This is a genomic window from Luteitalea sp. (assembly GCF_022842525.1).
In the GTDB taxonomy this organism is placed as follows: domain Bacteria; phylum Acidobacteriota; class Vicinamibacteria; order Vicinamibacterales; family Vicinamibacteraceae; genus Luteitalea.
The window spans coordinates 1-23,551 of sequence record NZ_JALHPM010000074.1 but is presented as its reverse complement, the minus strand read 5'-3'; the positions used below and the strand labels follow the sequence as shown (position 1 = coordinate 23,551).

The following is a 23,551-nucleotide window of genomic DNA, read 5'->3' as shown; positions in this document are numbered from 1 at the left end:
TCACCGTTCCTGGAGGGAGAAGGAGAACCGCTGCTCGCCGACCGCCAGGTACCCGCGCTCCAACACCTTCGGAACGACGAACGTGCCCTCGCGCACCTGGAAGTTCACGACCGCCGGCTTGTCGTCCTTCACCTCGTACAGGGCGGGCAGTTCGCGGGCATCCGACTTGATGTAGGTGAACTCGCCGTCGTGCCACATTGCCCGGACGAAGAACGGACGCTCGTACTTGACTGCGCCGTAGCCGAACGTGAGCTTCGTCGGGTAGTCCCGCCGATACTGCGCCGTGGACTCCACCGCCTGAGCCTCGGCGGAACGGATCGCCGCCTGGGCCTCCGCGACTTTGGCTTCCAGCGCTTCGACGTGTGCCGCACTGTAGAAGCGCGCCCGTCCGGCCGGGGTCGCCTCGTCGCTTGCCACATACACCTTCAGATCTGGTGAGGCGTTCGGCGCGCCTCCCTCACTGAGCAGGAACGAGTAGATGGCCCCGCTTGCCGTCACGAGATTGAGGTTGGTTGCGGCCCCAGCCTTGGCGGGCTTCACATGAGCGATGTTCTGGGTGGCACTGATCACCCAGAAGTCGCGGTCGCCGCAGATCACATCAAGGATCTCGTCGTTGTCTGGCAACACGATCATCGTCGTGTAGCGGAGTCGCGTCTGGAGCGCGATCACACTGCGCTCCGTTGCGGACACTTCACGAATCCCGACTGTCTGCCCGTTCACGGGCAACGGCAGACTGACGATGGCAACTGAGACGAACAACGCAAAGGGGCCATGAGCCATTGCACACCTCCGTTCAGGCCGAATCCGCGAGGCGGGCGAGCCCCGCGTCGAAACCACTCTCCCGAAAGATGGTCGCCACGCGTTCGTTGTCGACAGGGGTGTTGGTGTAGATCCAGTAGCTCTTCGGATCCACGTTCAGTGAGAGCACTTTCGCCAGCGACGGCCGCTTGAGCAGGATCTGCTGACGCGGCACAAGGCTCGTCAACAGCTCCACTTCCATGGGGTTCAGGTGGAACAGGTCCACGTACTGCTGCGTGTCGAGCGACGGATTCGCGAGCAGCAGCTTGGTCGGACAGCTCTCGACGACGGTGCGGAGTAGGTCTGCCGACGCGAAGTCGTCCGCCGTCTGGGTGGCCAGCATCATCATCGCGTTGCGCTTCCGCCAGGTCTTCAAGGCTTCCTGGACGTAGGCGCGCAGCGTGGGGTGCTGGATGAAGCGCCACGCCTCGTCCATCACGCACAGCTTCAGCGTGGCGGCCTCCGCCGACTCGAGCACCCGCGCGGTGACGCGGTGCAGGATGTAGAACAGGAGCGGCTCGAGCAGGACCGGGTAGGCGCGCATCGCCTCGAAGTCGAAGACCTGCAGGCGATTGACCGTCAGGGTGTCCTCCACGTTGTCGAATAGGCTGGCGTATCGCCCGCCGTCGATCCACTTGTGCAGCCTGGCAGACAGGGCACGTGGCAGCAGGTTCGACAGCGTGAACAGGCGACGCTGGCTTCCATCGAGGACGTAGAGGTTCTCGATCGCTTCGTAGACCTCCCGGTCCTCGAGGTCGCTCAGGTGGTAGTGGTCGCTTCCCTCGAGCAGCACCCGGACGAAGGCGTGCAGGAAGTGCAGGTGCTCCGGCGACGGCTCCAGGGCGAACGGGTTGATGGTCACGTCGCCCCGGTCGAGGCCGACCTCGAGGTACTGCCCCTGCAGCAGCGTGGCCAGCTTCCGGTAGCTGTGCCCGAGATCGAGGATCACGGTGAGGGGGTCGTACTTCTGCGCGTGCGTCACGAGGAAGTTCAGGAGGAAGCTCTTGCCACTCCCAGTCGCGCCGAGCACGAGGGTGTGCCCGACATCCTGCACATGCGGGTTGAACGCGTAAGGCGTGCCGCCTGGCGTCTCGAACACCGCCAGCGCCTCCTTCTGGAGGTGAGCGCTCACGCGCTCGCCCGGGTCTGGCGCGAAGACGAAGCTGAGGTCGGCGATGTTCGTCTCGAGCAGCGCCAGCCGGCGGACATTGAAGGCGCTGTTGCCGGGGACCATGCCGAGCCAGGCGTTCAGGAGGTTGTAGCTCTCCTCGAACAGGCTGCCGTCATGGACGGCCAGCGTCTTCATCGCCTCCGCGGCCTGTCGGTCGAGGGCGCGACGGTCCGGCCCATGGAGCGCCAGCGTCAGCGAGCAGGCGCCGAAAAAGTGGCCATTGACCTCCAGCTCTGTCAGCGCGTCACCGAGCTGCCGCACCATGCTGGTGGCGGAATCGTCCACGAGCATCTCTTCGGGTTGCGTCTCGGGTGTGACGTAGTTGACCATCGACACGCGCTTGTTGAAGAAGTGCCGGCGACGGGTCTGGATATCGCGCCGCATCCGGTCGCTGGCCGTTCTCTGCCACTCGAGACAGGCGACAAACTCACCGGGCAGCGCCACCAGGTCTCCCAACAGATGCGCGAATGTCTGGCTCGGCGGCTCCTTCATCGTCAGTACCTTCACCGCGTGGCGTCCGACGGTGAGGTGGTCTCGATGGCACTCCACCGGCGAGTCGGCCACGAAGTAGTCGAGATGGGCGTCGTGCGAGAGCCGGGCGGCGTCCACGACCGCTGGCTCGTAGTTGAGCAGCTGTCGAAAGAACCGGAACGCGTCGAACTTGGGCAGCCGTCGAATGCCGAAGTCGGCCAGTTGCACCTCGAACGCTTCTGCCTTGTGATGCAACTCGGCAACGGCCCGGTCGACCTCGCTCTCGATGAGCGTCAGGCGGTCCGTGGCCGACAGCCATGATCGCAGTCCCCGTCGTGACGCCCGCCCGCTGGCCGCGATGGGCGCCTCCAGGAGGAGCACCGTGAACAGCTCGACTTGCGCGAGGGCGTCGAGCCGGCTGTTCAGGTATGCCACCCGACGCTTGATGGCCTCATTGGCCACCGGTTGCGAGCACGGGGCCGATGCGAACGGCGATGGGACCTGCTTAATCAGGTACTCGTAGACGCGACACCGCTCGTCCAGCAAGCGCAGTGCGGCTTCGAAGCGGTGCGTCAGCGTCCGGCGCTGCGCGTGTGTCAGCGCTTCGGCGTCGGCGCCTCGCACGGAAAACACCACGCCGACGTGGCCGCTCTTGGTGATGAACGTCTCCTCGTCGACGAAGCCCCAGAGCGCGAGCAGGCCGTTCACCGCGCCGGCCTCGCGATAGTCCTTCAGGAGCCTCGGGACACGCATCACGACGCCACCTCGATGTCGAACCGCTCGTGCTTGCCGGGATCGTAGCGATGTCGAGACCGCGAGGAAGCGAAGAGAATCCGGAGCATCTCGGGTTCGCGATGCGTGGCCCACAGACCGAAGCCATACAGCCCACCGAAGACCAGCAGGCCAGCAAGGAACGAGTAGAAGAGGTTGAACGTCGCGGCGCCGAGCAGGAGCGCGAGGAAGAACAGTCGGCGGTCGATGCCGCAGATGGTCAGCGGACGATGCAGCGCCTTGCACACCGAGCGATACGTCGGAGCTTCCGCCATGGGTGCCTCGTTGAGTCGCTGACTGGTCGCGACGGCTAGAACAGCCAGGTCAGGAACTGCGCCGCGAACAGTGCCAGGCCACCGCCAAAGACGATGCCGGAGATCTGCCGTTTGGCGCCGCCTTCGCCGAACATGAACAGCAGGCCGCCGATGACGATCGCGACCAGGGCGAGCGAGCGGGCCAGCGGGCCGGTGAACGTGCGCTCGAGATTGCTGGCTGCACGTTCCCACGGGGACTGGGCGAAGACGGCGGTTGGGAACAGCAGTACTGCGCTGATTGCCAGGGCCAGCACATGCCGGGCGCGCAGGGACACAGAGCGGTCGGCCATCGACACACCTCCTCCGGGAAACCACGCCCACGGGAAGCCGAATCAGGGTGTTGACAGTCGGAAAGTGCGGCGCGATGATGGGGCTGATTTCACGCCAGTCGCAAGGCGTCAGGCCGCACGCATTTTCCGACTTCGATCCAGCGACGTCTTCCCGCACGACGTCCTCTGGTGGATCGAACGCTGCTCGAGACCAGAATCTTTCTAGGCCCGGCTCCATCAGCTTTCGTCCACGCTGGCGTTGCGTTCACGTGATTCGGGGTGCATCTTCACGCGACCCCGAGCGGGGATGTGATGGACCAATTGCGGAAGCCTGGTCTGCTCGATGGGATGGGCAAGCCGTTCGACGCGCACATCGACAGTGTGCTCAGTCGACTCATGCCCCGTCTGCGCCGGGAGTTCCCGTCGCTTCAGGACGATGTGGCATACGTGGAGGTGCTCGAAGAGGCTGGTCGTCGCCTGGCCAACCGCGAACAGCGGAGCGGCGCGCTCGAGAAGATCAACGGGTACGCCTGGGTTACCATTCGCAGCATTGCCACGTCACGGTTGCGGCAGGGCCCGGCGCGCCTGCTGCAGCGCACCCTTGGCTCCCAGGCGGGCGATGCCGCGCTGTCGCACACGGCGGCGATGAACGGCTCGGTCGAGCAGGTCGAGCAGGGCATCCTCCTGCGGGAGGTCCTGGCCCTACTCACGCGGGATGAGCAGCGCGTGTGCCTGTGGAAGTTCATGGGATTCTCAAGCCAGGAGATCGCACGGCGGCGCGGTACTTCCGTCAATGCGGTCGACCTGCTGTTCTTCCACGCGAAGGAAAGGATTCGACGCACCGTCGGCGTTCAGCACTCAGAGCCCAACCGCACTGCGCCGGCAGACGAACCTCGTGTTCGGGTTGCCGGGCCTACCAAACTTGCACCTATGAGCGAGCACGCCGATGTCGAGACCGAGCCCACCTCCTGACCTGACCTCACTCGGGTTCGGGGACGAGATCGACGAGGTGCTCCGCGGCGCCAATCCGAACCCGACGAGGCAGGGCTGCCCTCCACACGACGTCCTGGTGGAACTTTCGCGTCGTGCAAAGCCGATCGGCGACCCCGCCTACGAGCATCTTCTGGAGTGCTCGCCGTGCTACGCCGAGGTGCGGGACATGCAGAGGGCGCACGCGGTGGCGATGCAGGACCGTTCGTCGCCTCATTGGTGGATGGTCGCCGCCGCGGCAATTGCCGCCGCGGTGGTGGCCGTAGGGACGGTGCGGCTGCGAAGCATGGTGGCGAAGCGGCGAATTGGCCTGCAGCGCCTCCGGCCACGCAGGTGACGCTCGGCCTGCGGCCCCATTTCGGTCACGGGAAGCCACACGTGTCAGACGTCGCTCCCGCCCGTCGCGAAGCTTGGTGAAGCTGAGTATTCTTTTGCTGCCTACGCGCGCGGAGCCGGGTCCCTACGAGGTCCAGTTGCTCGACACCGAGCAGTGCGATGCGCCCACGGGCCCCGAGGTGAGGGCGTACGACTTCGTCTTCTATGCGTGCGCCAACGAGCAGACCGTGAAGTGCCTGACGGTAGTCGGCGAGTACACCGTGGGAGGCGCTCGCGATCGATGTCGCCGGGCGGATTCGATCGACACGCCTCATCGAGGTCCTCGCCCGCCTCGTGAACATACACGGCGCCCCGTGGGTGCTGTGGTTGGCAATGGCCAAGAGCTCCTGTCGCAAGCGCGATTTGCGGGTCGCTCGTCAGCGGCATCGACACCGCTTGCATCAACTCCGGCCAGCCGTGTCAGAACGGCCTCGACGAGAGCTTCGGCAAGTGCCGTGACCAGTCTCAACGTCGAATCGTGGCGCAACCGCCACGAGACGATGGTCATGATCGAGCAGTTGCGACGTCAGCACTACAATGCTATCCGTCCGCACTCGAGCCTCGGGTAACGGTACGGTTCGGGTACAAGGCCACCCCGGGCCTACCAGGGACGACCAATTCACCGAGCATCGCTTGCCAGGAACGATCGGTCCAAGAAGTCAGATAGATCAGGCCGGCTATATGAAGCGCGTCAAACAGTTGCTGAAACGACTCACCGGTATCTCGACGCCCTTCCTGGGCCTATCTTGGGATTTGAGGCCAGACGGATCCGGACTGGACAGTTTTAGAGGCACGGTCTGCATTACATCTCTTGCAGACGACGGATTCGTACCCTTTTTGGAGCACGCCTCGGGTCGGCTGGTGTTTCTGGACATCGTCCTTGACGCTTGTGTGGCGACTTCTGAGCAGTGCTCATGCGTCGACGAAGAGGCCTTAGATTTGGATCGTGTGATCGCCGGTCAAATCAGCGGAATGCATTTGCCCCTGCCCAACGGTGTCCCAGGGACTCAGGGTGTCAAGTTCACCCTGCTCGGTGCTCGGCAGTTGAACTACTCAGCTGGCGGCACCGGATGCGTGTTCCTCGAGCTCAGTGGCTTTTTCGAGATCTCAACGACACACCACGGCGGGCCGTCAAGGACGTTCCACCTTCGTGAGCTCGACGCCCCACTCGAGCTTCGAGCTAAATATCTGTCTCGACAGGGCGAGCGATAGCAGCCTGGGCAGCGGAGCGCGGTCGACCTTGAAGGCCGAGCTCGATCATTGAACCAGTCGCTTCAGTCGCGGCCAGAGGTAGTTCGAGGTTGTCGCCGAAATACTTGTTGCAGAAGTCGCAGACGCAATCGAGCGTTCAGTTCTGCTCGAAGGTTCCGAGCGCCTGGGACATGACGTGTTCACGTTTGACGCGCGGTTGCGTCGACGTGCAGTAGATGCACGGCTCGACGGAACCATGAACGCGGCGGCCGGCGCTAGCTCACACTGCAGCGAGGACCGGTCGCAGTCAAGACAGTCCTGTCCATCGGCGGACCGATCTGCCTGGCTAATCAGAAGAAGAGGATTCCTCGCCGCAGGGGCTGCGGGCCGCAGCCGCATGCCTGCGGCGCACACGTTGGCACGCGGCATGACAGGCGGTCATGGCATCAGCGGCCGACCGAGAAGGATTGAGAAAGTCCCGCGAAAGCGAAGACGCAGGTGGCGTTGTCAGCAAGGAGGCGGAGCGTCGCTCCTTCTGCCAGGCCGCGCAGGTCTGCGAGTCTCTCAACGGTTCTGGTCACGGTGGTGGAGTGACTTGCGCCATCGCGACCGCCGGTGAACGGGGCGTCTGTCTCTGTCAGAAGCCTCTCGGCCGGGAGGCTTTGAATCAGGGCGACGCCTGATTTCGTGTCGAGCATCGGCAGGTTGACGGAGAAGTAGCAGCCGGCCTCGCAAGCCTCCTGAGCCGTAGCGACGCCGTCTGAGAACCAATGAAGGATCGGCAGCACACGCCCTGGCGTGGTGTGCTCGCGGAGGAGCCTGACGACATCGTGTGCCGCGCGACGGCTGTGAATGCTCAGCACGCGACCGCCCAGTCCGTCGGCGGCGATGAGGGCGCGCGTGAAGACGCGGATCTGATCGCTCCACGACGCGCGATGAGACGGCGTGCCGTCAAGCCCGATCTCGCCGATGAAGCGCGACTCGGGCATTCGCTCCTCAAGCAGGTCGATCTCGGCGTGGAACTTCTCAACGAGTTCGGGATGGAGGCCGATCGCTGAATGCACGTATGCAGTGCCGTCCGTCCACTTCCGGTTCTGCGCCCAAGCCCTTGGTGTCGTCGTGACTCCGAGCGTGACGAGTTTTGCCGCCTCGCAGGATGCGACGAGCGCGGCGGGATCGGGGAACAGATCCAGGTGACAGTGAAGGTCGAAGCCGCTGACGGGACGGGGTGTGCTCATCTCGGCTGCACGACGACGCGACGCGTGAGCGCCGCGACTTCCTCAATGCCTCGTCTGAACACCTCCCCGTACTGAGCGATCTCGGCGGCGTCGTAAGCAGACAAGGGGCCGGGCTTGTGCACCAACAGCTTCGCCAGATAGGGTCGGCGACGCAACCGCCGCGCCATCAGCTGGAACGAGCGCACATGCTCACCCTCGGGGCTGCGTGAGTTGAGGGGCTGCGCCTGAAGATCGGCGATGGTGTATGCAGTGGTGTCCGCCAGTCGTGCCGCCGAAAAGGCGGCCCTGCGGATGAGACAGGGTACGCAGAAGCCGCAGTGACCGGGCGCGAGGCCCTTCCATCGGGCCTTCGCAATCGACGAGCAGGAGATCGTCTCGTGTGCGAACCGGCGGATAAGTTCGGGGTTGGCGCACTCCGCGAGCATCTCGCCCTTGGTCTTGAAGCGATACGGGTTGGCGAACTGCGCAGGAATTCCGAGATGGTCAAGAAGATCCTGCCAGCGATTCATGTAGAAGGGATGAGTTGTGCGCGTGCTCCACGCTCCGACGCGCAACGGGTCCAGGGGTACGTTCAGCGAGATGAGCCCGTTCTCCGGCACGTGGATGACAGGACGTCCTTCGAGCCCGCTTGCGGCCATGGCCGCGAGGCCGAAGAACAGGAACGAACGGCCGCGCGTCGTGGGCTCCGTGCCCATGGCATGGCTGAAATCGTTGCTGTCGAATCCCACGCGTACCCGCACGTGGCGCGGGTGCATTGCTCCGTAGACCGCGCCTATGCGGTTCGCGCACGAATGCTGCGAGCTGGTGCTCAGTTCCCAATAGTGGCTGACGAGGAGGGGTGTCTGCTCGGCTGCGAGGAGATCGATCGCGCCGACGAAGCTGTCGAGCCCTCCAGAGAACAGGCAGACGCTGGATACCGTGGGCCGGATCAGGTTTCGTGGGCGCGTGACCAGGGTGCAATAGTCGGCGTGACGCTGGCGGAAGAACAGGCGCCAACGGTCGCCTGTTAGGAATCTGAGTATGCGCTCCAGGCGAGGAGCCCCTGCCGTCCAGAGCGCGGCGTCCTGCACGGGTATGTGCAGATCGATCTCACGGGTCCAACCGTCTTGGGAGTCGGCGGCGCGCTCTATCCGTGTGTCGGCGGCAGTCACGCACGCCGCGAGGATCCCGACGTCGACGGCACACTCGGATGGCACGATGCCACGTGCGAACAGTTGGGTGATCATGTCGCCGAGCCCGAATCCGAGGCGGCGGTCTCCGGCGATGAAACGAATCTCGGTCTCAAGGGCGCCCGCCATGTGCTGTGGCACGGCGGCGCTATCACGGGGCCCGAGTCTGGCGATCACGCTGTGTCGTGTCATGGCTGGGCATCCCCGATAGTAAGAAGGAGCTGCCACGCTTCCTGGTAGGTGGAGTCCACGACGTCGCGAATCTGCCGATCGGTGAAGTTCGGGAGGTTGGTCAGGTCGCCGCTGAAAGAATCTCGGACGGAACGCCTGATGTAGCTTCGCAGTTGCGTCTCGAAGGCCTGGATTGCCGCCAGATCGGCCGCGATAGCGATGCCGTTGACGCCGATGTCCTGAAACAGACGACCCTCGATGCTATGTGCGACGAAGGCGAGGAAGACTTCCTGTATCTGATCGGGTGTCAGGTCGGTCATCTGCTCGACTCCGAGCTCGTCGAGGCTGGCGACGGTCTCGATCCAGGCGTCGCGCGCGACTCCCTCGTCGATGGAGCCGCCGTCCGGACAGACGATATCGGTCAGGCCGAGGAAGATGTCAGCCACAGGCCGCCCGACGAGGTCGCGCAGATTGAGGCGGCGCAGGGTCGCCTCGACCCCGTCGCGCTGAATCCCCCTGAACACGCCGAGCGCGCCGCTGGCGGCGCGGGTCGATACCGCCATCCGTCGCGTCGCGTTGCGGGTTCCGCCTGTGCCCGAGCGTACATAGTGGCCGACGGCCCGCCGGAGTGCGCGGCCGTCCGTCCCGCCCGAACCCGCAAAGCCCGAGAAGTTCCGGCGCGCACTCTGAAAACGGGCGGGGGGCGGAGCGTTGGGAATCGGCGGAAGTCGCGCGGGTGGTTGCTGGGGTCCGTCTCCTTGCTCTCCGCCGTCCGGCGGCGCTCCGCCGGGCGCCCCCGGCAATAGACCGGAAGGCCCGTCGTCCAGCCACGAGGGAACGAGCGGCGTGCGTCCTCCGGGACCGCCCGATGATCCGGATGTTCCCATCAGCGCGTCCCCCGGGAAGGCGTGGCGAGCGCCTGACCGGCGACGGTCCTGAGGGGGGCGTTCTCGTTCTGGCCGGCCCACGACGAGAGCAGCTCGCGCAGCTGCGTCTTTGCCTCGGCGTCCGTGATTACCTCGTTCCACCCCTTGACCGCCCAGAAGCCAAGCTGGCCCACGGGGATTCCCCCGAGAAGTGTGAGGAGTTCTCGCTGGTGGGCCGGATGGTGTTTCGCTACGATCATCAAGCCTTCGAACCCCTGCGGTTGCGTCGTAAAGTTCCCGTGGCGGATTACACGCTCGCGCAATCCGCTGAACGCCTGGCTAGCGGCCTCGGGCGTGAGTGCCTTGACCTGCTGCTCGGCGCTGCGGGCGGCCATCTCCGATCCCCCCAGCGTATCGACAAGCGTCTCGATCCCGCTTGCCTCGCCAGGCGACGCCAGTACGCGCTTGTCTCGCGCGACGAACACATAGGGGCGCAGGTCCGTGCCTGCAAGCGAGGGCTTGAGCGCGAGCCAGCGCTGGAGCCAGTCGCGGTCCAGCCACTTCTGCGCCGCCGGGTCGGCGGCCGTCGGCTTCTCGTCGTTCGCTGCCGTCGGGGTCTGTGCTTTCGTCGCGGCGGCCTCAAGGGCGGCCAGTTCCGCGCCGCGGCCTTCGCCCGCGACCATGGCCGCGCCGGCGAGATGTTCGTAGAAGTCCTGCTGGAAGCGCTCTGCCAGCATCAGCTTGGCCAGCACGGTCTGATTGACTCCGAAGCCACGGGCCTTGGCGATGGCCGAGCGCACAAACAACGCGTTGAGGAACCGCTTGATCTGGCGCGGGTTGCCCCTCGTTCCTTCTGCGAGAATAGGCGCAATCTGCTGCGCGAGAAGAAGCGCAGCCTCGAGCTCGTCCTTCTTGCCGGCGTCAACGGCACGGATGTCGGCCTCCTTGATTCCCCCGGAGGACAGCCACGGCTGGTTAAGGCTCGTCCGAGCCTTGCCGAGCAGCGTCTGGAACCCCTGGTGCTGGTCGCCGACGAGCGTCTCCACGATCAGGAGCGTCACGTAGGTGCGGGACTCGGGAATCCCCAGCGCAGGAATCCTGAACGGAACCTGGATCAGTTTTTCAAGGTAGTGGCGCGCGTACGAAATCGGTCCCGATACGAGCGGCAGGTTCGGGAAGTGCTGCCGCACGGCGTACTCGATCATCCCTTCGTCTGCGCCAATGACGAACGCGGTCTTGGGCACGAAAAGAAAGAGCCGGATCGCCTCCAGCGTGTCAATGGCCGTCGCGGGCAGGCAGCGGTCGAGGTCGTCGATTAGGACCACGAGTTGATCGATCTTGGCCTCCTCCAGCAACTTCTCGAACTCTTTCCTGAACTCGTGTATCTGCTGCGGGACGCTGTGATCGTCGGCTGCTTTGAGGAAAGTCGCCGCTTCGGCGAGCCTGGCCTCGATGTCCGCCGGTGACATCGTCTTCACGCCGGCGGTGAGGGCGTCGATGCCCGCCAGCGCCGACGTGATCATGTCGGGCGACGGGAAACCTGTCGCCACTGTGAAGGCCAGGCCGCCGCCGCGGCGGAGCATCTTCAGCCAGTCAAGTCGCTTGAGCAGACTAGAGCTGACCTTCTTGACCTTGCCGACCGTGGAGCGCTGCCGCGCCAGCTCGGTGATGATGGACTCGATGAGGACGGTCTTGGCGTCGTCAAACCCCTGGAAGGTCCATCCGTTGAACCAGAGGCAGGCGACCGCCTTGTCGCCGGCCATCGACGCCTCGACCATCTTGAGGACGCTGGACTTGCCCGCTCCCCAGTCGCCGTGAACGCCGATCGTCAACGCTCGATGACGGCTCTCCCTGAGGAGATCGGCGACGGTCTTCGCGATGGCCTCGTAATTGAGGAAGTCAACCGCAGTCTCATGGTCCGGAATCAGCACGCGCACGCCTCCTGATCTTCGCCGCCCTTCAGAGCCTACCGATAAGCTAGTCCAAGCGAGGTTGCAAGCAGTCTCGACCCGTCGACGGGACAGAGACCTTGGGCCAGGCTGAAGACGTTCCTCTTGACGGGGCACTGACCTATTCGCTCAGGCGGTTGCCGATGGCGGGTCCGCTAGCGACTCGAACAACGCGAGGAACTCCGGCCGCTTTCCAGTGAACGAGGTCCACGTCTTTTCGTGGATGGCGAGCAGCAGAACGTGCTTTGCGCGAGTTGCCGCGACGAACGCGACCTCGCGTTCTTCCGAATCATCGGCGGGCAACCACCACGTCTCAGACGGACAGCTAGACTTGCCGCCAGCCTTCCCGGGCTTCGGGCAGTAGAAGGCCACTGCGTCGAACTCGCGGCCCTTGGCCTCGTGGACGGTCAAGACCTCGAGCGTGAGGTCGGTCGGCCATGCTGGCGCCTTCACCACCACGGCGGCCCGCACCTCGCCAGGCTTGTCGTCAGCGTTGGCCTTGAACGCCCCGCCAAGCCTTTGCTTGTGCGTGGTGATGCCGCAGTCTGCGGCGAGCTTGTCGCAGTGCGTCTTCACCCGCGCCGCCCACTGTGCCCACGTCTCGCCCGGCACGGCGTCAGCCACATTGAGCAGGAGCTTGCGGACGCGTCGGCGCAGCACAACCGGGTCGACGCCGTGGTTCAGCAACTCCTCGTCTGTCGGGCGGTCATCCTCGAAAAGGATGCGGCACATAAAGGCGTGCGCAATGTCCACGGCGCGGCGTCCGCGGCCCTCCAAGAGGCCGTCGAGCGCCCTTGCGATCTGGTCGACGCCGCGACACTTCGTCGGCGGATCCCCCGCCGATGCGGCTCGAAGGAGCTTAGCCTTGGTGTTCCGCCTTCGGACGAGGACGGCTACGGTGGCGCACTTCGCCTCCCTGGCGGCACCGAGCAGCTGCTCCAGTAGCTTGGCGTCAACCTCCGAGGGCCTGTCCTTGTGCTTCGTGACCACGGCCTTGCCGGCGCCCGCCTTCTCTGCGGGCAGCACCTGTGTTGCAGAGCGCGAGAGTGACGATGCCACCGAACAGACGCGTCCGGCGCAGCGCTGTGAGATCCTCAGCGGATACTGCTTTGTCCCGTGGAGCTTCTCGACACGCGAAAAGAGCTGTGGGTTCACGCCCGAGAACCCGAAAATCTTCTGGTCGACGTCGCCGACGACAAGCGCTTCCACCCTGGGCTCGGCGAGAAGGGCTAGCACGGCCCGACCGAGGAAGTGCCCGGTGTCCTGGAACTCGTCGATGCAGATGACCGGGAAGCGCCTCGCAAGGATGGCGCGCACCGCAAGACCGTGACACCCGTTCAAGATGCAGGACGCAAGGTAACTGCAGTCTCCGTGCGTCACGCGACCGCGCGATTTCCACTCCTTCCTCTTCTCTGTCAGGGCCCATCCCTTAACCGTGGCGGGCACCGACCCCGCGGAGAACCCGTTGGGAATCCGGTACTGGAACTCCGGAGCGTCCTCTGTGCCGCCCGTCGCCGCTATCTGGAAAATGGTCGGACGGATGCTGTCCGACACAGCAATCTTTACGCCCTGCATCTGCTGGTCCAGGGGGCTCGGGATCAGGCGGGCGCCCGACTTGGGCAGGCCGGCCAGATGGCCGAACGGCCCGATGACGAAGCGGAGGAAGAACGCGTCAAGTGTCCCCACGAAGTGCGGCGAGACTGTCGCGGCGCAGACCCTGTCCGCAATCTCGTCTCGGGCAACGTTCGTGAACGAGAGCGCCGCAAGGCCGCCGATCCGGTCCGTCCATCCGCGAAGCCGTTCGTCAACGATTTCGGCAAACACTTTCGTCTTGCCGCTGCCGGGCCCCGCCTGGACAAGCGTGATGCGGGCCTTCGAGCCGAGGACGGCCTTCTGCTCGTCAGTCCAGGGAAATGCGGTCATGGCTTTGGCTTTGATTCTGGCTTCGGCGTCCTGACAGCGTGCCGGATGGCATCTTCGATGTACGCCGGGACCGTGAACGCCGGCCCCTTCTCGTCTTGAAGAAGGGTTGCGAGTGCCTGCGCCAGTTCCGCCTTGCCGTGCTGCGGGCTCCCGCGGCAGATGGTGCGCCATAGCAGAAGGGCCCTATCGTCGGCGGTCGTGGGCGTCGCGAGTTCTTCACGAGTCAGCAGTTTGGGCTTGTTCGAGTAGCAGCTCTTCCATGCGTCGAACATGCAGAGCGCGTTGTCGGGGGCAGCCTTCGCAAGGTCGTACTCGAGCGTAAGTTCGGACACGCGGGCGCACACGGTCGGATGCGCCTTGAAGTCCTCGAGGACCGCGACCGCGCGATCACACAGCTGGAACGCTCCGGTCTGCGCATCCAGCTTGGGACAATCGTCGCGCCACTTCCCGGTTGGGCTGTCGATGAGGGGGTCGGCGTCCGTAAGGATGGAGAGGGGCACCGTAATCTTCTTTTCGCCGAAGAGCCTGCCGATGGTCGCGAAGTCAACGCCGCCGACGGGGACGACCGCGACCCCCTTAAGCCCGAGGTTAATTCCGAGCAGCTCCGCGAGCACTGGCAGCAAGAGGCATTCGCTGATCCCCTCGACGAGAATGACGCCCTGCGCGAAGAGCAAGCTCGCGCGAGTGACGTCGAGCACTCTGCGGAGCTGACGCTCCTGCGGCTTGTCGAGTCCGCACGCGTCGACCCGCACCACGCAGCGCTGGCCCTTGGTGTCGCGGTGCATGATGGCGAGGTGCTTGGGCTCGACGTGCGCCGCGATGGTCGGCGAATGCGTCGTGACGATCGTCTGGACCTTGTCGGCCAGCTCGGCGAGATGTGTGGCGAGGAGCGTCTGCAGCTGCGGGTGAAGGTGCGCTTCGGGCTCCTCCACGACGAGCATACGGAGCGGCGAATCCTTTCTCGCCTGCAACTCCGCAAGCACGGTCGCGATGTAGATCAGATTGTTGTAGCCGAGGCCGTTCGAGTCGAGCGTCTCAAGCAGGTTGTCGTCATCCTGGCCACTCAAAGGCTTGAGTAGCACACGGAGCGCTTGGACCAAGCGTCCGAATTCCGCCGGGGCCGGGCGGATGGCGGCTTCGCGCATCAGGTCCGTACCTGACGCCAGCTTCAGGACGCCCGCAACAGCGTCTTCGGCGCGCTTGATGAGATCGACTTTCTTGAGTGCGTTGTTTCCGTCGGCACCGATCTTGACGATGTCTCCGCGATCCTTCTCGCTCGCGGCGGTATCGAGGTACCGCGCTAGGCGACTTCTCTTGCCCGGCGCCAGCTCGCGTTCGGCGTCGCGGAGCGCTTCGAGAAAGGTGAGGGGCAGCGCTTGCAGAAGTTCGTCAGAGACGGCGCCTTCGGTGTTTTTCCTCTCACCGCCCCACCGACGGAACGTCCACTTGTTGCGGGCCTCCGAGTAGGTCCACTCGCAGTGGATCGTTGCGCTGGACTTGCTGGGGTCGACCTCGTCGAAGTTGAGGATCTCCAGGAACTCGACCTTATCGTCGGCGGACAGGGCCTCGAAACGCAATTCCACATGCACAGGTGCATCGACGTAGGTGCCATCAGGATTGCGGTGGCGGTCTTCCTTGTCGAGCAGCACTGCGGCGTCGCGGCCCACCGACTGCACGCCAAGCGCCCAGCGGAGCGCGTCGAGAAGATTGCTTTTGCCGACGTTGTTCTCGCCGACGAGAACGTTCAGACCAGGCTTGAGGACGACGGTGATGTCCTGCAGGTTGCGAAAATTCTGGACTCTCACGATTCCCAGGTACATCGGTTCCCCCGCTCATCGGCCGTTGCTTCAGAAAGGCGTGACTGTCGCCGCAGAAGGCTGCGCTTCCAGAGGTCGCTGCGTGCTCCGTTCTGAATCGCGCACAGGACGCGATCCTCGAGCAGGGCCGTGACTCTGTCGCCCCCAGTCTGAGGACACGGGCATGCCGGCGCGCTAGTCTCCCGATGGCGACCCTGTCTCATCAATTGGCTAGACATGACACCGCATACCGTCGACCCTGAGCCGAGCCCGACGCTCCTCGTGGTCGGGCAGGACCGTCTCCAGCAACTTCCAGAACCGCTTCGAGTGGTCACGAACGACCAGGTGACAGACCTCGTGGGCCACCACGTAGTCGACCAGCGACAAGGGCGCCATCATCACGCGCCAGTTAAACCGAAGCTCTCCGTTGCTGCTGCAGCTGCCCCATCGCTTCTCCTGCTCGCGAACGAGAATGCGCGGCGGACGCAATCCGGCGCGCGACGCGTAGAACCCGACCCGCTCGGGAAGCCGACGCTCAGCCTGTCTGCGGTACCACGCGACGACGGCCTGCTTCGCCAGCGCGGGCCGCTGCGCCGCGGTGCTGCCTCTCGGGAGGGCCACCGTTAGGAAGGGGCCGCGCAGCGACGCCGATGGCGCGCCTTCTGCCGACGACCGCTCAATCTTTAGGCGGTAGGAGCGACCGAGATAGCTGTAGCCCTCGCCAGGTACGAACTCCTTGGGCGTCGGCCCGGGCCCCAGCTCGCGGAACTCACCGAGACGCTGCAGTATCCATGGGGCCTTGGCCTTCACGACGTCGTCGAGCCGACGCATCGTTGCCGCTGCCGGGGCTTTGAGGAGCACACCGGCGCTGGGATCGACAGCGATGGTCACCGTCCTGCGGCGGTCGCTGCGCTCGATCCGGTAGTCGATGACCGACCTGCCGAACGGCACGTGTCCCTGCTCGAGCGTCATCGCGCAAGCCTCACCCGAGCGAGGTCCATCATTTTCGAGGTGAGCGCCTCGATTTGCTCGCGGGGATATTGAGAGCCACGGAGGCTCCGCTTCACGGCCTGCCGCATGCGCCGCTGCACGTCCTCCTTGTGAACCCAGTCCACGATGGCCAGTCCCTGCAGTTCGGCGAGGATCTGCGCGGCCTGTTCGCGGCGAACGCCGTCCACCACGCTCCGGTCGGCGGTGGTCGCCCCGTCGGCGCGCTCACCTGCGGCGCCGAGCAGCTCGTAGATGGCGAAGCCGGACTCGTCCAAGCCGAGGGACTCGGCCGTGCGATGCACGTTCTTCAGATCCTGCACGACCGTTCCCAGCAGCCGGAGCTGCTCCGCGGCATCGATGCGCGCCTGCCGTCGATCGTCGATGATCTGCGCGAGGCGGTCGCGAAGGCTCGAGTAGAAGACCGGGTTGGCATCCATTCGGACGTGGATCTCGTGACGGATGGCGTGCTCCATCTCGCTCGCACGCGCCTCGTTCGAGCCGAGCTTGCGGATCTCTTCCTCGAACTCCGGGGCCAGGATCGAGACGGGTGGAAGGAGCTGCTCGATGCCATCGGCGGCAATGTGCTCCTCGATGAGTGCGCGAACCTTCGCGCGGCAGCCCGTGAGGTCGAAGCGTTCGTCTCGGAAGCGGATGCGCGCGGCGTTCCGCACCTTGCCCAGCCACTTGAGGTCGACGAGGAAGGGCAGCGCCGCCGCGTCGGGAAGCAGCATGTCCATGCCGCGTGCAAACCGGCGGAAGCCCAGCTCGAACTCGGCTCGCGCGTCTTCGGGCTCGAGAACATGGATGCACGCCTCGACGTCATCCCGACGAACCTTCGCGAAGAACCTCATCGCGGTCCGGTGATAGGACTCCAAACGCGGCAGTACGTCGGTCTTCGGCTTGAGCGCTCCTTGGATGTCCGCCGAAGAGAAGATGCTCAGCGCCTGCTCGAGGAAGAGCGCGACGCCCCAGTAGTCGACGACGAGTCCATAGTCCTTGCCATCGGCGGTCCGGTTCACGCGTGCGATGGCCTGGAGAAGGGTATGCTCGCGCAGCGGTGCGTCCAGGTACATCACCTGCTCGACCGGCGCGTCGAAACCGGTGAGCAGCATGTCGCAGACGACGAGGATGGCCAGCGGGTCGTCGGGGTCCTTGAAGCGCGCGATGAGCTTCCGCTGCTCCTCCTTGGACGTCTTCCACTTGGCGAGGCGTTCCGGGTCGTTGTGAGTCGACGACATGATGATCGCCGACTCCGGCGCGCCGAGACGGTCGAGCGTCTCCTTGTACGAGACCGCGACGTCGCGGCTGCACGCCACTACCTGCGCCTTGAAGCCGTTCGGGTGGATGAACTTCTCGAAGTGCTCGATGAGGTCCAGGCAGACGGCCTCAACCCGACGCGGCGCCCCGGCGATCGCTTCGGCCGTGACGTACTGGGTCTTGATCTTCTCGCGCTCCTCGTCGGAGCGGTCGCGGAAGATGCGGTCGAACAGGCTGTCGATTGACTCGCCCTCCAGCCGCTCGGGAGACTGTCGCATCTCGTAGAAGATTGGGACCGTTGCGCCGTCCAGCACGGCCTGCTCGATCGTGTACGTGTGGATGTAGTCGCCGAACGTCTGGAAGGTGCTCCGGTCCTTTTTGTCAACGGGCGTGCCCGTGAACCCGAGGAAGCAGCCGTTGGGCAGCGCACGCCGCATGTTGGCGGCGAGGCTCCGGTACTGCGTCCGGTGCGCCTCGTCGACCATGACGAAGATGTTCTCGGCCTCGTTGAGGACCGGGTGCTGGCCCGTCGCCGCTTCCTGGAACTTCTGCACGGTGGTCATCACCGACTGGCCACCGCCCTTGGCGAGCATCTGGCGCAGGTGCTTAACGTTGCGGGCCTGCTCCGGGTTCGGGAACCCGCACCGTTGGAAGGTGGACGTGATCTGGTTGTCGAGATCCTTGCGGTCGGTCACCACCAGCAGTGTGGGGTTGGCGGCGGCGGCAAGGCGTCGAAGCTTCACGGCGAGGAAGACCATCGTGAGCGACTTGCCCGAGCCCTGCGTGTGCCAGACGATGCCGCCGCGCCTCGCGTGATGCTTGCCGCGGATGCGCTCGATCGCCCGGTTGACCGCGATGAACTGCGGATAGCGAGCGAGCTTCTTGAAGGTGCGCGCTCCGTCGACTTCGAAGACGATGAAGTTCTGGATGAGATCCAGCAGGTTCTGCTTGCTGACCGTGCCCCAGAGCAGGACGTCCTGCGGCGTCGGGAGGCGACCGAGGTGGGCGGTGAGCCGGTCGAGCGTGAGAGGGTGGGGAACCTTCCACTCGCTGAAGTGCCGACTTGGCGTACCGACGGTCCCGTACTTCGCCGCCTGGCCGCACGTCGCGATGAGGAGCTGGGTCGCGTGGAAGAGCCGGGGCGCGCCGAGTCCGCGGAACTTGTCGTCCGCCTCCTGGTAGCGGAAGATCTGCTCGATCGCCTTTTCGACGGGCTCGTTGATCGTCGGGCTCTTGCACTCGATGACGACGAGCGGGATGCCGTTCACGAACACGACCAGGTCCGGCGCGATGGTCTGCTTCGCGCCTACCACGCGGTACTGGCGCGTGAACACAAACTCGTTGTTCTCGGGCTTGTCGAAGTCGATGAACCGAACCGTCTGGCCGCGCTGGCCGGTGCCGAGGTCCTGCTCGAGCGAGATGTGGTGAACTAGCGCCGTGTGGACGTGCTCGTTCGCCTCGATGAGGCCCGTCGCGGTGGAGTGAGTGATCGCGCGGATCGCCTTCTTGACGTTGTCGTCGTTGATCCACGGGTTCAGTCGCCGGAGCGCTGCGTCGAGGCGCTTGACCAGCACCGGTTCGGCGAGGGTCTCGCGCTCGCCATCGAGCACCTCAGCGGCCACGAACTCGTAGCCGAGTTCGCCGAGCAGGGCGTCGGCCGGATCCTCGGAGAGGTGAACCTCATCCCACTTGAAGTCGGAGGCCATGTTAACGCCTCCCTGTTGCGCCGCTGGCACGCGCGCCCTTGGCCGCTCCGACCCGCAAGCGGCCAGACAGCAACGCCTGCGCGAGGCCGCGCTTGCTCTCGCGCAGTTGCTCGAGGTACCGAGTCTCGGTGGCGACGCGTTCGTCGAACGATTCGCCGACTTCAGCGATCGCCGCCTGTTCCTTCGGTGGCGGAAGCAGGATCTTCAGGCCTTTGAAGACCGAGAAGTAGAGCGTCTTGTTCGTTGGGCTGCTGCCCTGCTCGAGGCGGCGCCATTCCCTCTGCATATGGCGGAACAGCTGGACCAAGTACGCGGGGAGCACCTCCGGCCCGCACACGAACGCCGCGAAGTCCTGGCTCGTCGACATCGGTTTGGCGAGGCGGGAGCAGAGCCCACGCACCGCCGTGCGAGAGAGAACCACAGTATCGGCAGGCAGGAGGCGCGCGGAGGAGTTGTCGATGCCGGCTTGGGTGACACACTCCGACGTCTGCTCCACGCGGAGCTTCTTCAGCTCCGTGGTATCCCCAAGCGACAGCCAGGGGATCTTGCCGTTCCAGTACTCGGGGTGTTGCCTGCTCGGCGTATGACCGCTCTCCAGCTTCGCGACCTTCGTCATCGTCACGAGCTTCCAATGCGAAGGCATCCGGTCGACCGTCGACACGATGCGCCCCATGGGCCAGCTCTCCGGCAGCGGCACGAGCTGCGTCTTGTGAGGGGCAAGCCCTTTCGTAAGGAGCGTGCGCATCACAGCGTGCTTGGTTCGCGCCAAGTGCTCGATGTGAATTCGCGTCGCCTGGGCTGTCAAATCGATCGAGTCGAGGACCCCTGCGATGTTCGCCTGCTCCTCCGGTGAGGGCAGGGGCACCGGCATGGTCAAGAAGTCGTGCGGATCGAGCCTCTGCCGATCAGTCGAACCAGAGCTCCACGCCTTCGCCAGCCCCCAGAAGCGAGGTTCTTGGAGAACGTACCGGAGATAGTTCGTGTTGGCACCGTTCGACGGACGAAAGACCGGGTACTCGGTGGTTGCTGAAGCGCCGTCTTGAGCATCACCTACGATCGCAAACGAACCCTTCGATGCCCACATCTTGTTGTAGACGAGGTCGCCGGAGCAGAGGCGCGTGAGACTGGGCGCCTTTAGCGTGCTGCCTGGCACCTCGGAGTGGATGTGGCAGCCCTCGCCGTAAAGCCGCACTCCGAGAAGCCGGTAAGTCTCGCCTTCTCGAGGCTGAAATGCTCTGCGCTCGCGACCTAGCACCTCGCGCAGGCGCTTGATCGGCAAGCTGCTATTCCACATGCCCAAGCCTCCGGAGGAGTTCGTCCATCTTCGCAGCAGCTGCATCACGCTCGCCTTCGAGCTTCTTCAGCGTCGCCATCGCGCTGCGAACGTCGATCCGCTCCTCCGGCTCGAGCGTGTCGACGTACCTCGTGATGTTGAGGTTGTAGTCGTTCTCCCTGACCTCCTCGACCGGAACCACGCGCGAGAAGCGATCCTCGTCGGAGTACTTGCGGAAAGCGGCGACGATGCCTCTCACGTCTTCAGTACGCAGTACGTTCTGGTTACTGCGAGCCTCGAAGCCCTCCGCGGCGTGGATGAAGAGGATCTTGCCCTTGCGCTTCTTGGGCTTGTCGCGGTTCAAGACCAGGACCGTCGCAGGGATGCCGGTGCCGTAGAATAGGTTTTCGGGCAGCCCGATGATCGCCTCGAACAGATCGTCATCAACGATCCCCTTGCGGATGTCACCGTCACCGCTCCCGCGGAACAGCACGCCGAGCGGCATCACCACGCCGACCATGCCCTTAGCGCTCAGCGTGGCCAGCATGTGTTGCACGAAGGCGTAATCGCCCATGTTCTTGGGCGGCAGCCCGTAGTGAAAACGCTGGAACGGGTCTTCCGCGGCCATTTCGACGCCCCACTTGTCCAGACTGAAGGGTGGGTTCGCAATGACGCGGTCGTAGACCATAAGCTCGCCGCCGTGCACGAGCTTCGGCTCGCGGATCGTGTCGCCCTTCTCGATGCGCGCGTCTGACAGACCGTGCAGCAGCATGTTCATCTTGCAGATGGCCCACGTGCCGAGGTTCTTCTCTTGGCCGTGCAGGGTGACGTTGATGGGGTCGGTGCCCAGCCGCCGCCCGCTCTTCTTAGCCACGTACGCAGCAGACTGGATGAGCATGCCGCCCGACCCGCACGTCGGATCGCAGATGCGCATGCCGTCCTCGGGATCGAGGAGCTGCGTGATCAGCTCGACGACCCGTTGGGGCGTGTAGAACTCGCCGCCCTTCTTGCCGGCGTCGTCGGCGAATTTCTCAATCAGATACTCGTACGCGCGGCCCAACATGTCCGGCTCGGACAGGTCCGAGTTCCGCAATGACAGCTCGGAGAAGTGCCCGACCATCCGGTGGAGGATGCTGTCGCGCTGCTTGCCGTCGCCGAGCTTCCGGCTGTCGTTGAAATCGATGCCGAGGAGCACGCCTTCGAGCGTGGCGTTGGCTTCTTCGAGCGCGGCGCACGCCTTGTTGAGCGCGTCGCCGACGTCCTTGGTTAGCTTGCCGATCTCGGTCCAGCGCGCGCGCTTGGGGACGAAGAATTGGTGCTCATCCGGGTCGGCCCAGGCGACGTCGTCGTCCTCACCCTCAGCGATCAGATGCTCGGCCTCCTCCTCGAAGCGATCAGAGAGCCGCTTGAGGAAGAGGAAGCCGAAGATGTAGTTCTTGTAGTCGGAGGAATCGATCGAGCCGCGAAGAATGTCGGCGGCGGCCCACAGGTGACCGTTCAGTTTCGTTGGCGTCAAATTACCCATTTTCGTTTCCTCGAGCGGTTCAGCTGCGCTCGCCCGGTCGCTGCCGAGACTCGCCGCGGAGAAGTTCAAGTGCCACTGCGAGCGCCACTGCGCGTCTCTGCTCTGCCGCACGGATCGCCGCGATGTGGTTCTGTTCTGCTGCGCTGACGAGCCCGGTAATCTGCCGTTGCACCGTGAGCGGCGGCACGGGAATCGATAGCTGACCCACCGATTTCGGAGTCAACGAAAGGCTGGAGGTCGATGACCGCCCGCGCTGAAGTAGCGCGCTCCTACCGAGCTCACTCTGCAGAAAGGCGAGAAGCACGGCCGGCAGTACTTCAGTCCCGGCGCGTATTGCGATCAGGTTCGCGCTGATGAGGGCTCCAGCGGTCGAGGGAGTAATCCCGGCGACCTTGAGCTGAGTGCCGCGACACGTGACGACGACATCATCCGCCCGCACCGTGTACCGCTCGACATCCGCGCCTGCCCCTACGGCACGCTTGTCGAGCGCCTCCAAGGGGGGAGCGTGACCATCGCGGAGGTCGCGAACGTTGAGGAGCGGAACCGCTAGTTGCGCCGGGTCGTCAACACGCTGCCGAGCGTCGGCGAGACCGAGGAAGATTCGCTCGGTGACGCTCTGGAGAAGGTGTTCCGGCCACCCGGAATCTGGGCTGATGTCAACCACGCGGCCTAGAATGCCCGCCCGGACCTCAGGTGTCAATAAAAATACGACGTACTGAAGTACGAACGTAACGTATTCCCATACGCAGTTCGATTGTTTGCGTCCAAATGAGGCACATCCGCTGGAGTGCGAGCGGTCAGCTGAATCACCTAACTACCTGAGCTGTTGGTATTTAGCTCGCGAACGCGCCATCACTGGCGCCCCCGAACACCCGTCTCGGTGGCTTCAAAGGGCCCTGCAACCAGCAACGTTCGCACTCGACCACCGGCCCGGCCGCGTTCGAGGGCCGGCTTTGCGCTCAGACGGCGTATTGCGCCCGTCCAATGCGATCGGACCAAGCCCAGGTCCGATAGGCGAGTCAGGTACGGACACGGCGCTTGATTCCAGCGATAGATTCAGGATGCTCCCGGGAGCCGAAATCGGCCCCCAAAGGTCCCGAACGGGTACAGCGGCCGAGACCTTTGCGGCCGCCGTGCGTTTGTCTACCATGGAATTTGGCTGAAATGGATGGCGGAGACGGTGGCCAGTCCATCGTCGTCGCCTGCCTCAGCGACCCGGTGTCAACGCCGGGCGAAAATCTGACAGATCCGCCGATTGAAAATCTGACAGATCGACGAGGGGACGAGCCTCAGGTCGTCGCCACCTCCTGACGGGGGCGCCGGCGGCGAGCCGCCGGC

Annotated in this window: 17 protein-coding genes and 1 pseudogene; 3 read left to right on the top strand and 15 right to left on the bottom strand. The window is 64.6% G+C overall.

Annotated elements, in window-relative coordinates; genetic code table 11:
* The 4 genes from Q0C41_RS15620 to Q0C41_RS15605 are packed head-to-tail and all read right to left on the bottom strand — an operon-like array spanning position 1 to position 3,815.
* Positions 1-780, bottom strand: coding sequence for a TrbG/VirB9 family P-type conjugative transfer protein (locus Q0C41_RS15620; RefSeq protein ID WP_291985020.1), 780 nt, complete (start codon positions 778-780; stop codon positions 1-3).
* A 13-nt stretch (positions 781-793) separates the two neighbouring features.
* The gene (locus Q0C41_RS15615; protein ID WP_291985018.1) at positions 794-3,193 is read right to left on the bottom strand and encodes a hypothetical protein; all 2,400 of its coding nucleotides are present in this window, start codon (positions 3,191-3,193) and stop codon (positions 794-796) included.
* A complete protein-coding gene (locus Q0C41_RS15610) occupies positions 3,193-3,486 on the bottom strand; it encodes a VirB3 family type IV secretion system protein (protein WP_291985016.1) in 294 nt (97 codons plus the stop codon). The genes Q0C41_RS15615 and Q0C41_RS15610 overlap by 1 nt, the downstream gene beginning before the upstream one ends.
* Before the next feature lie 35 nt (positions 3,487-3,521).
* On the bottom strand, positions 3,522-3,815 hold the full coding sequence (locus tag Q0C41_RS15605; RefSeq protein WP_291985014.1) for a TrbC/VirB2 family protein: 294 nt from the start codon (positions 3,813-3,815) through the stop codon (positions 3,522-3,524).
* Positions 3,816-4,142: 327 nt separating this feature from the next.
* Here Q0C41_RS15605 and Q0C41_RS15600 point away from each other — a divergent pair, with 327 nt between their 5' ends.
* The 3 genes and pseudogenes from Q0C41_RS15600 to Q0C41_RS15590 all read left to right on the top strand — a co-directional run.
* Positions 4,143-4,766 (top strand): sigma-70 family RNA polymerase sigma factor, encoded by a 624-nt coding sequence (locus tag Q0C41_RS15600; RefSeq protein WP_291985012.1) that lies wholly within the window; start codon positions 4,143-4,145, stop codon positions 4,764-4,766.
* Positions 4,741-5,121 carry a hypothetical protein gene (locus Q0C41_RS15595; RefSeq protein ID WP_291985010.1) on the top strand — a complete coding sequence of 127 codons (381 nt, stop codon included), beginning with the start codon at positions 4,741-4,743 and terminating at the stop codon, positions 5,119-5,121. The genes Q0C41_RS15600 and Q0C41_RS15595 overlap by 26 nt, the downstream gene beginning before the upstream one ends.
* Positions 5,122-5,296: 175 nt before the next feature.
* A pseudogene (locus Q0C41_RS15590) lies at positions 5,297-5,722 on the top strand (integrase core domain-containing protein); the annotation flags it as partial.
* Between the two features lie 1,074 nt (positions 5,723-6,796).
* On the opposite strand, the gene qatD reads toward Q0C41_RS15590, so the two are convergent.
* The 11 genes from qatD to Q0C41_RS15535 all read right to left on the bottom strand — a co-directional run bounded on the left by qatD (position 6,797) and on the right by Q0C41_RS15535 (position 22,877).
* Positions 6,797-7,588, bottom strand: coding sequence for a Qat anti-phage system TatD family nuclease QatD (gene qatD, locus Q0C41_RS15585; RefSeq protein WP_291985008.1), 792 nt, complete (start codon positions 7,586-7,588; stop codon positions 6,797-6,799).
* The gene (gene qatC / locus Q0C41_RS15580; RefSeq protein WP_291985006.1) at positions 7,585-8,898 is read right to left on the bottom strand and encodes a Qat anti-phage system QueC-like protein QatC; all 1,314 of its coding nucleotides are present in this window, start codon (positions 8,896-8,898) and stop codon (positions 7,585-7,587) included. The genes qatD and qatC overlap by 4 nt, the downstream gene beginning before the upstream one ends.
* 47 nt (positions 8,899-8,945) lie before the next feature.
* Positions 8,946-9,815, bottom strand: a complete 870-nt coding sequence (qatB, locus tag Q0C41_RS15575; RefSeq protein ID WP_291985004.1) for a Qat anti-phage system associated protein QatB — start codon at positions 9,813-9,815, stop codon at positions 8,946-8,948.
* Positions 9,815-11,731: a Qat anti-phage system ATPase QatA gene (gene qatA / locus Q0C41_RS15570; protein ID WP_291985002.1), complete on the bottom strand. Its 1,917-nt coding sequence runs from the start codon at positions 11,729-11,731 to the stop codon at positions 9,815-9,817. Before qatA ends, qatB begins: the two co-directional genes overlap by 1 nt.
* A 141-nt stretch (positions 11,732-11,872) precedes the next feature.
* Positions 11,873-13,666 carry a UvrD-helicase domain-containing protein gene (locus Q0C41_RS15565; protein ID WP_291985000.1) on the bottom strand — a complete coding sequence of 598 codons (1,794 nt, stop codon included), beginning with the start codon at positions 13,664-13,666 and terminating at the stop codon, positions 11,873-11,875.
* Positions 13,663-15,486 (bottom strand): AAA family ATPase, encoded by a 1,824-nt coding sequence (locus Q0C41_RS15560; protein WP_291984998.1) that lies wholly within the window; start codon positions 15,484-15,486, stop codon positions 13,663-13,665. The genes Q0C41_RS15565 and Q0C41_RS15560 overlap by 4 nt, the downstream gene beginning before the upstream one ends.
* 207 nt (positions 15,487-15,693) lie before the next feature.
* Entirely contained in the window at positions 15,694-16,434 is a 741-nt protein-coding gene (locus Q0C41_RS15555; protein WP_291984996.1) for a SprT family zinc-dependent metalloprotease, read from the bottom strand.
* Positions 16,431-19,415, bottom strand: coding sequence for a type I restriction endonuclease subunit R (locus Q0C41_RS15550; protein ID WP_291984994.1), 2,985 nt, complete (start codon positions 19,413-19,415; stop codon positions 16,431-16,433). Before Q0C41_RS15550 ends, Q0C41_RS15555 begins: the two co-directional genes overlap by 4 nt.
* A gap of 1 nt (position 19,416) precedes the next feature.
* Positions 19,417-20,694, bottom strand: coding sequence for a restriction endonuclease subunit S (locus tag Q0C41_RS15545; protein WP_291984992.1), 1,278 nt, complete (start codon positions 20,692-20,694; stop codon positions 19,417-19,419).
* Between the two features lie 4 nt (positions 20,695-20,698).
* A complete protein-coding gene (locus tag Q0C41_RS15540) occupies positions 20,699-22,213 on the bottom strand; it encodes a class I SAM-dependent DNA methyltransferase (RefSeq protein WP_367079225.1) in 1,515 nt (504 codons plus the stop codon).
* Between the two features lie 19 nt (positions 22,214-22,232).
* Positions 22,233-22,877 (bottom strand): hypothetical protein, encoded by a 645-nt coding sequence (locus tag Q0C41_RS15535; protein ID WP_291984987.1) that lies wholly within the window; start codon positions 22,875-22,877, stop codon positions 22,233-22,235.
* Positions 22,878-23,551 lie beyond the last annotated feature (674 nt).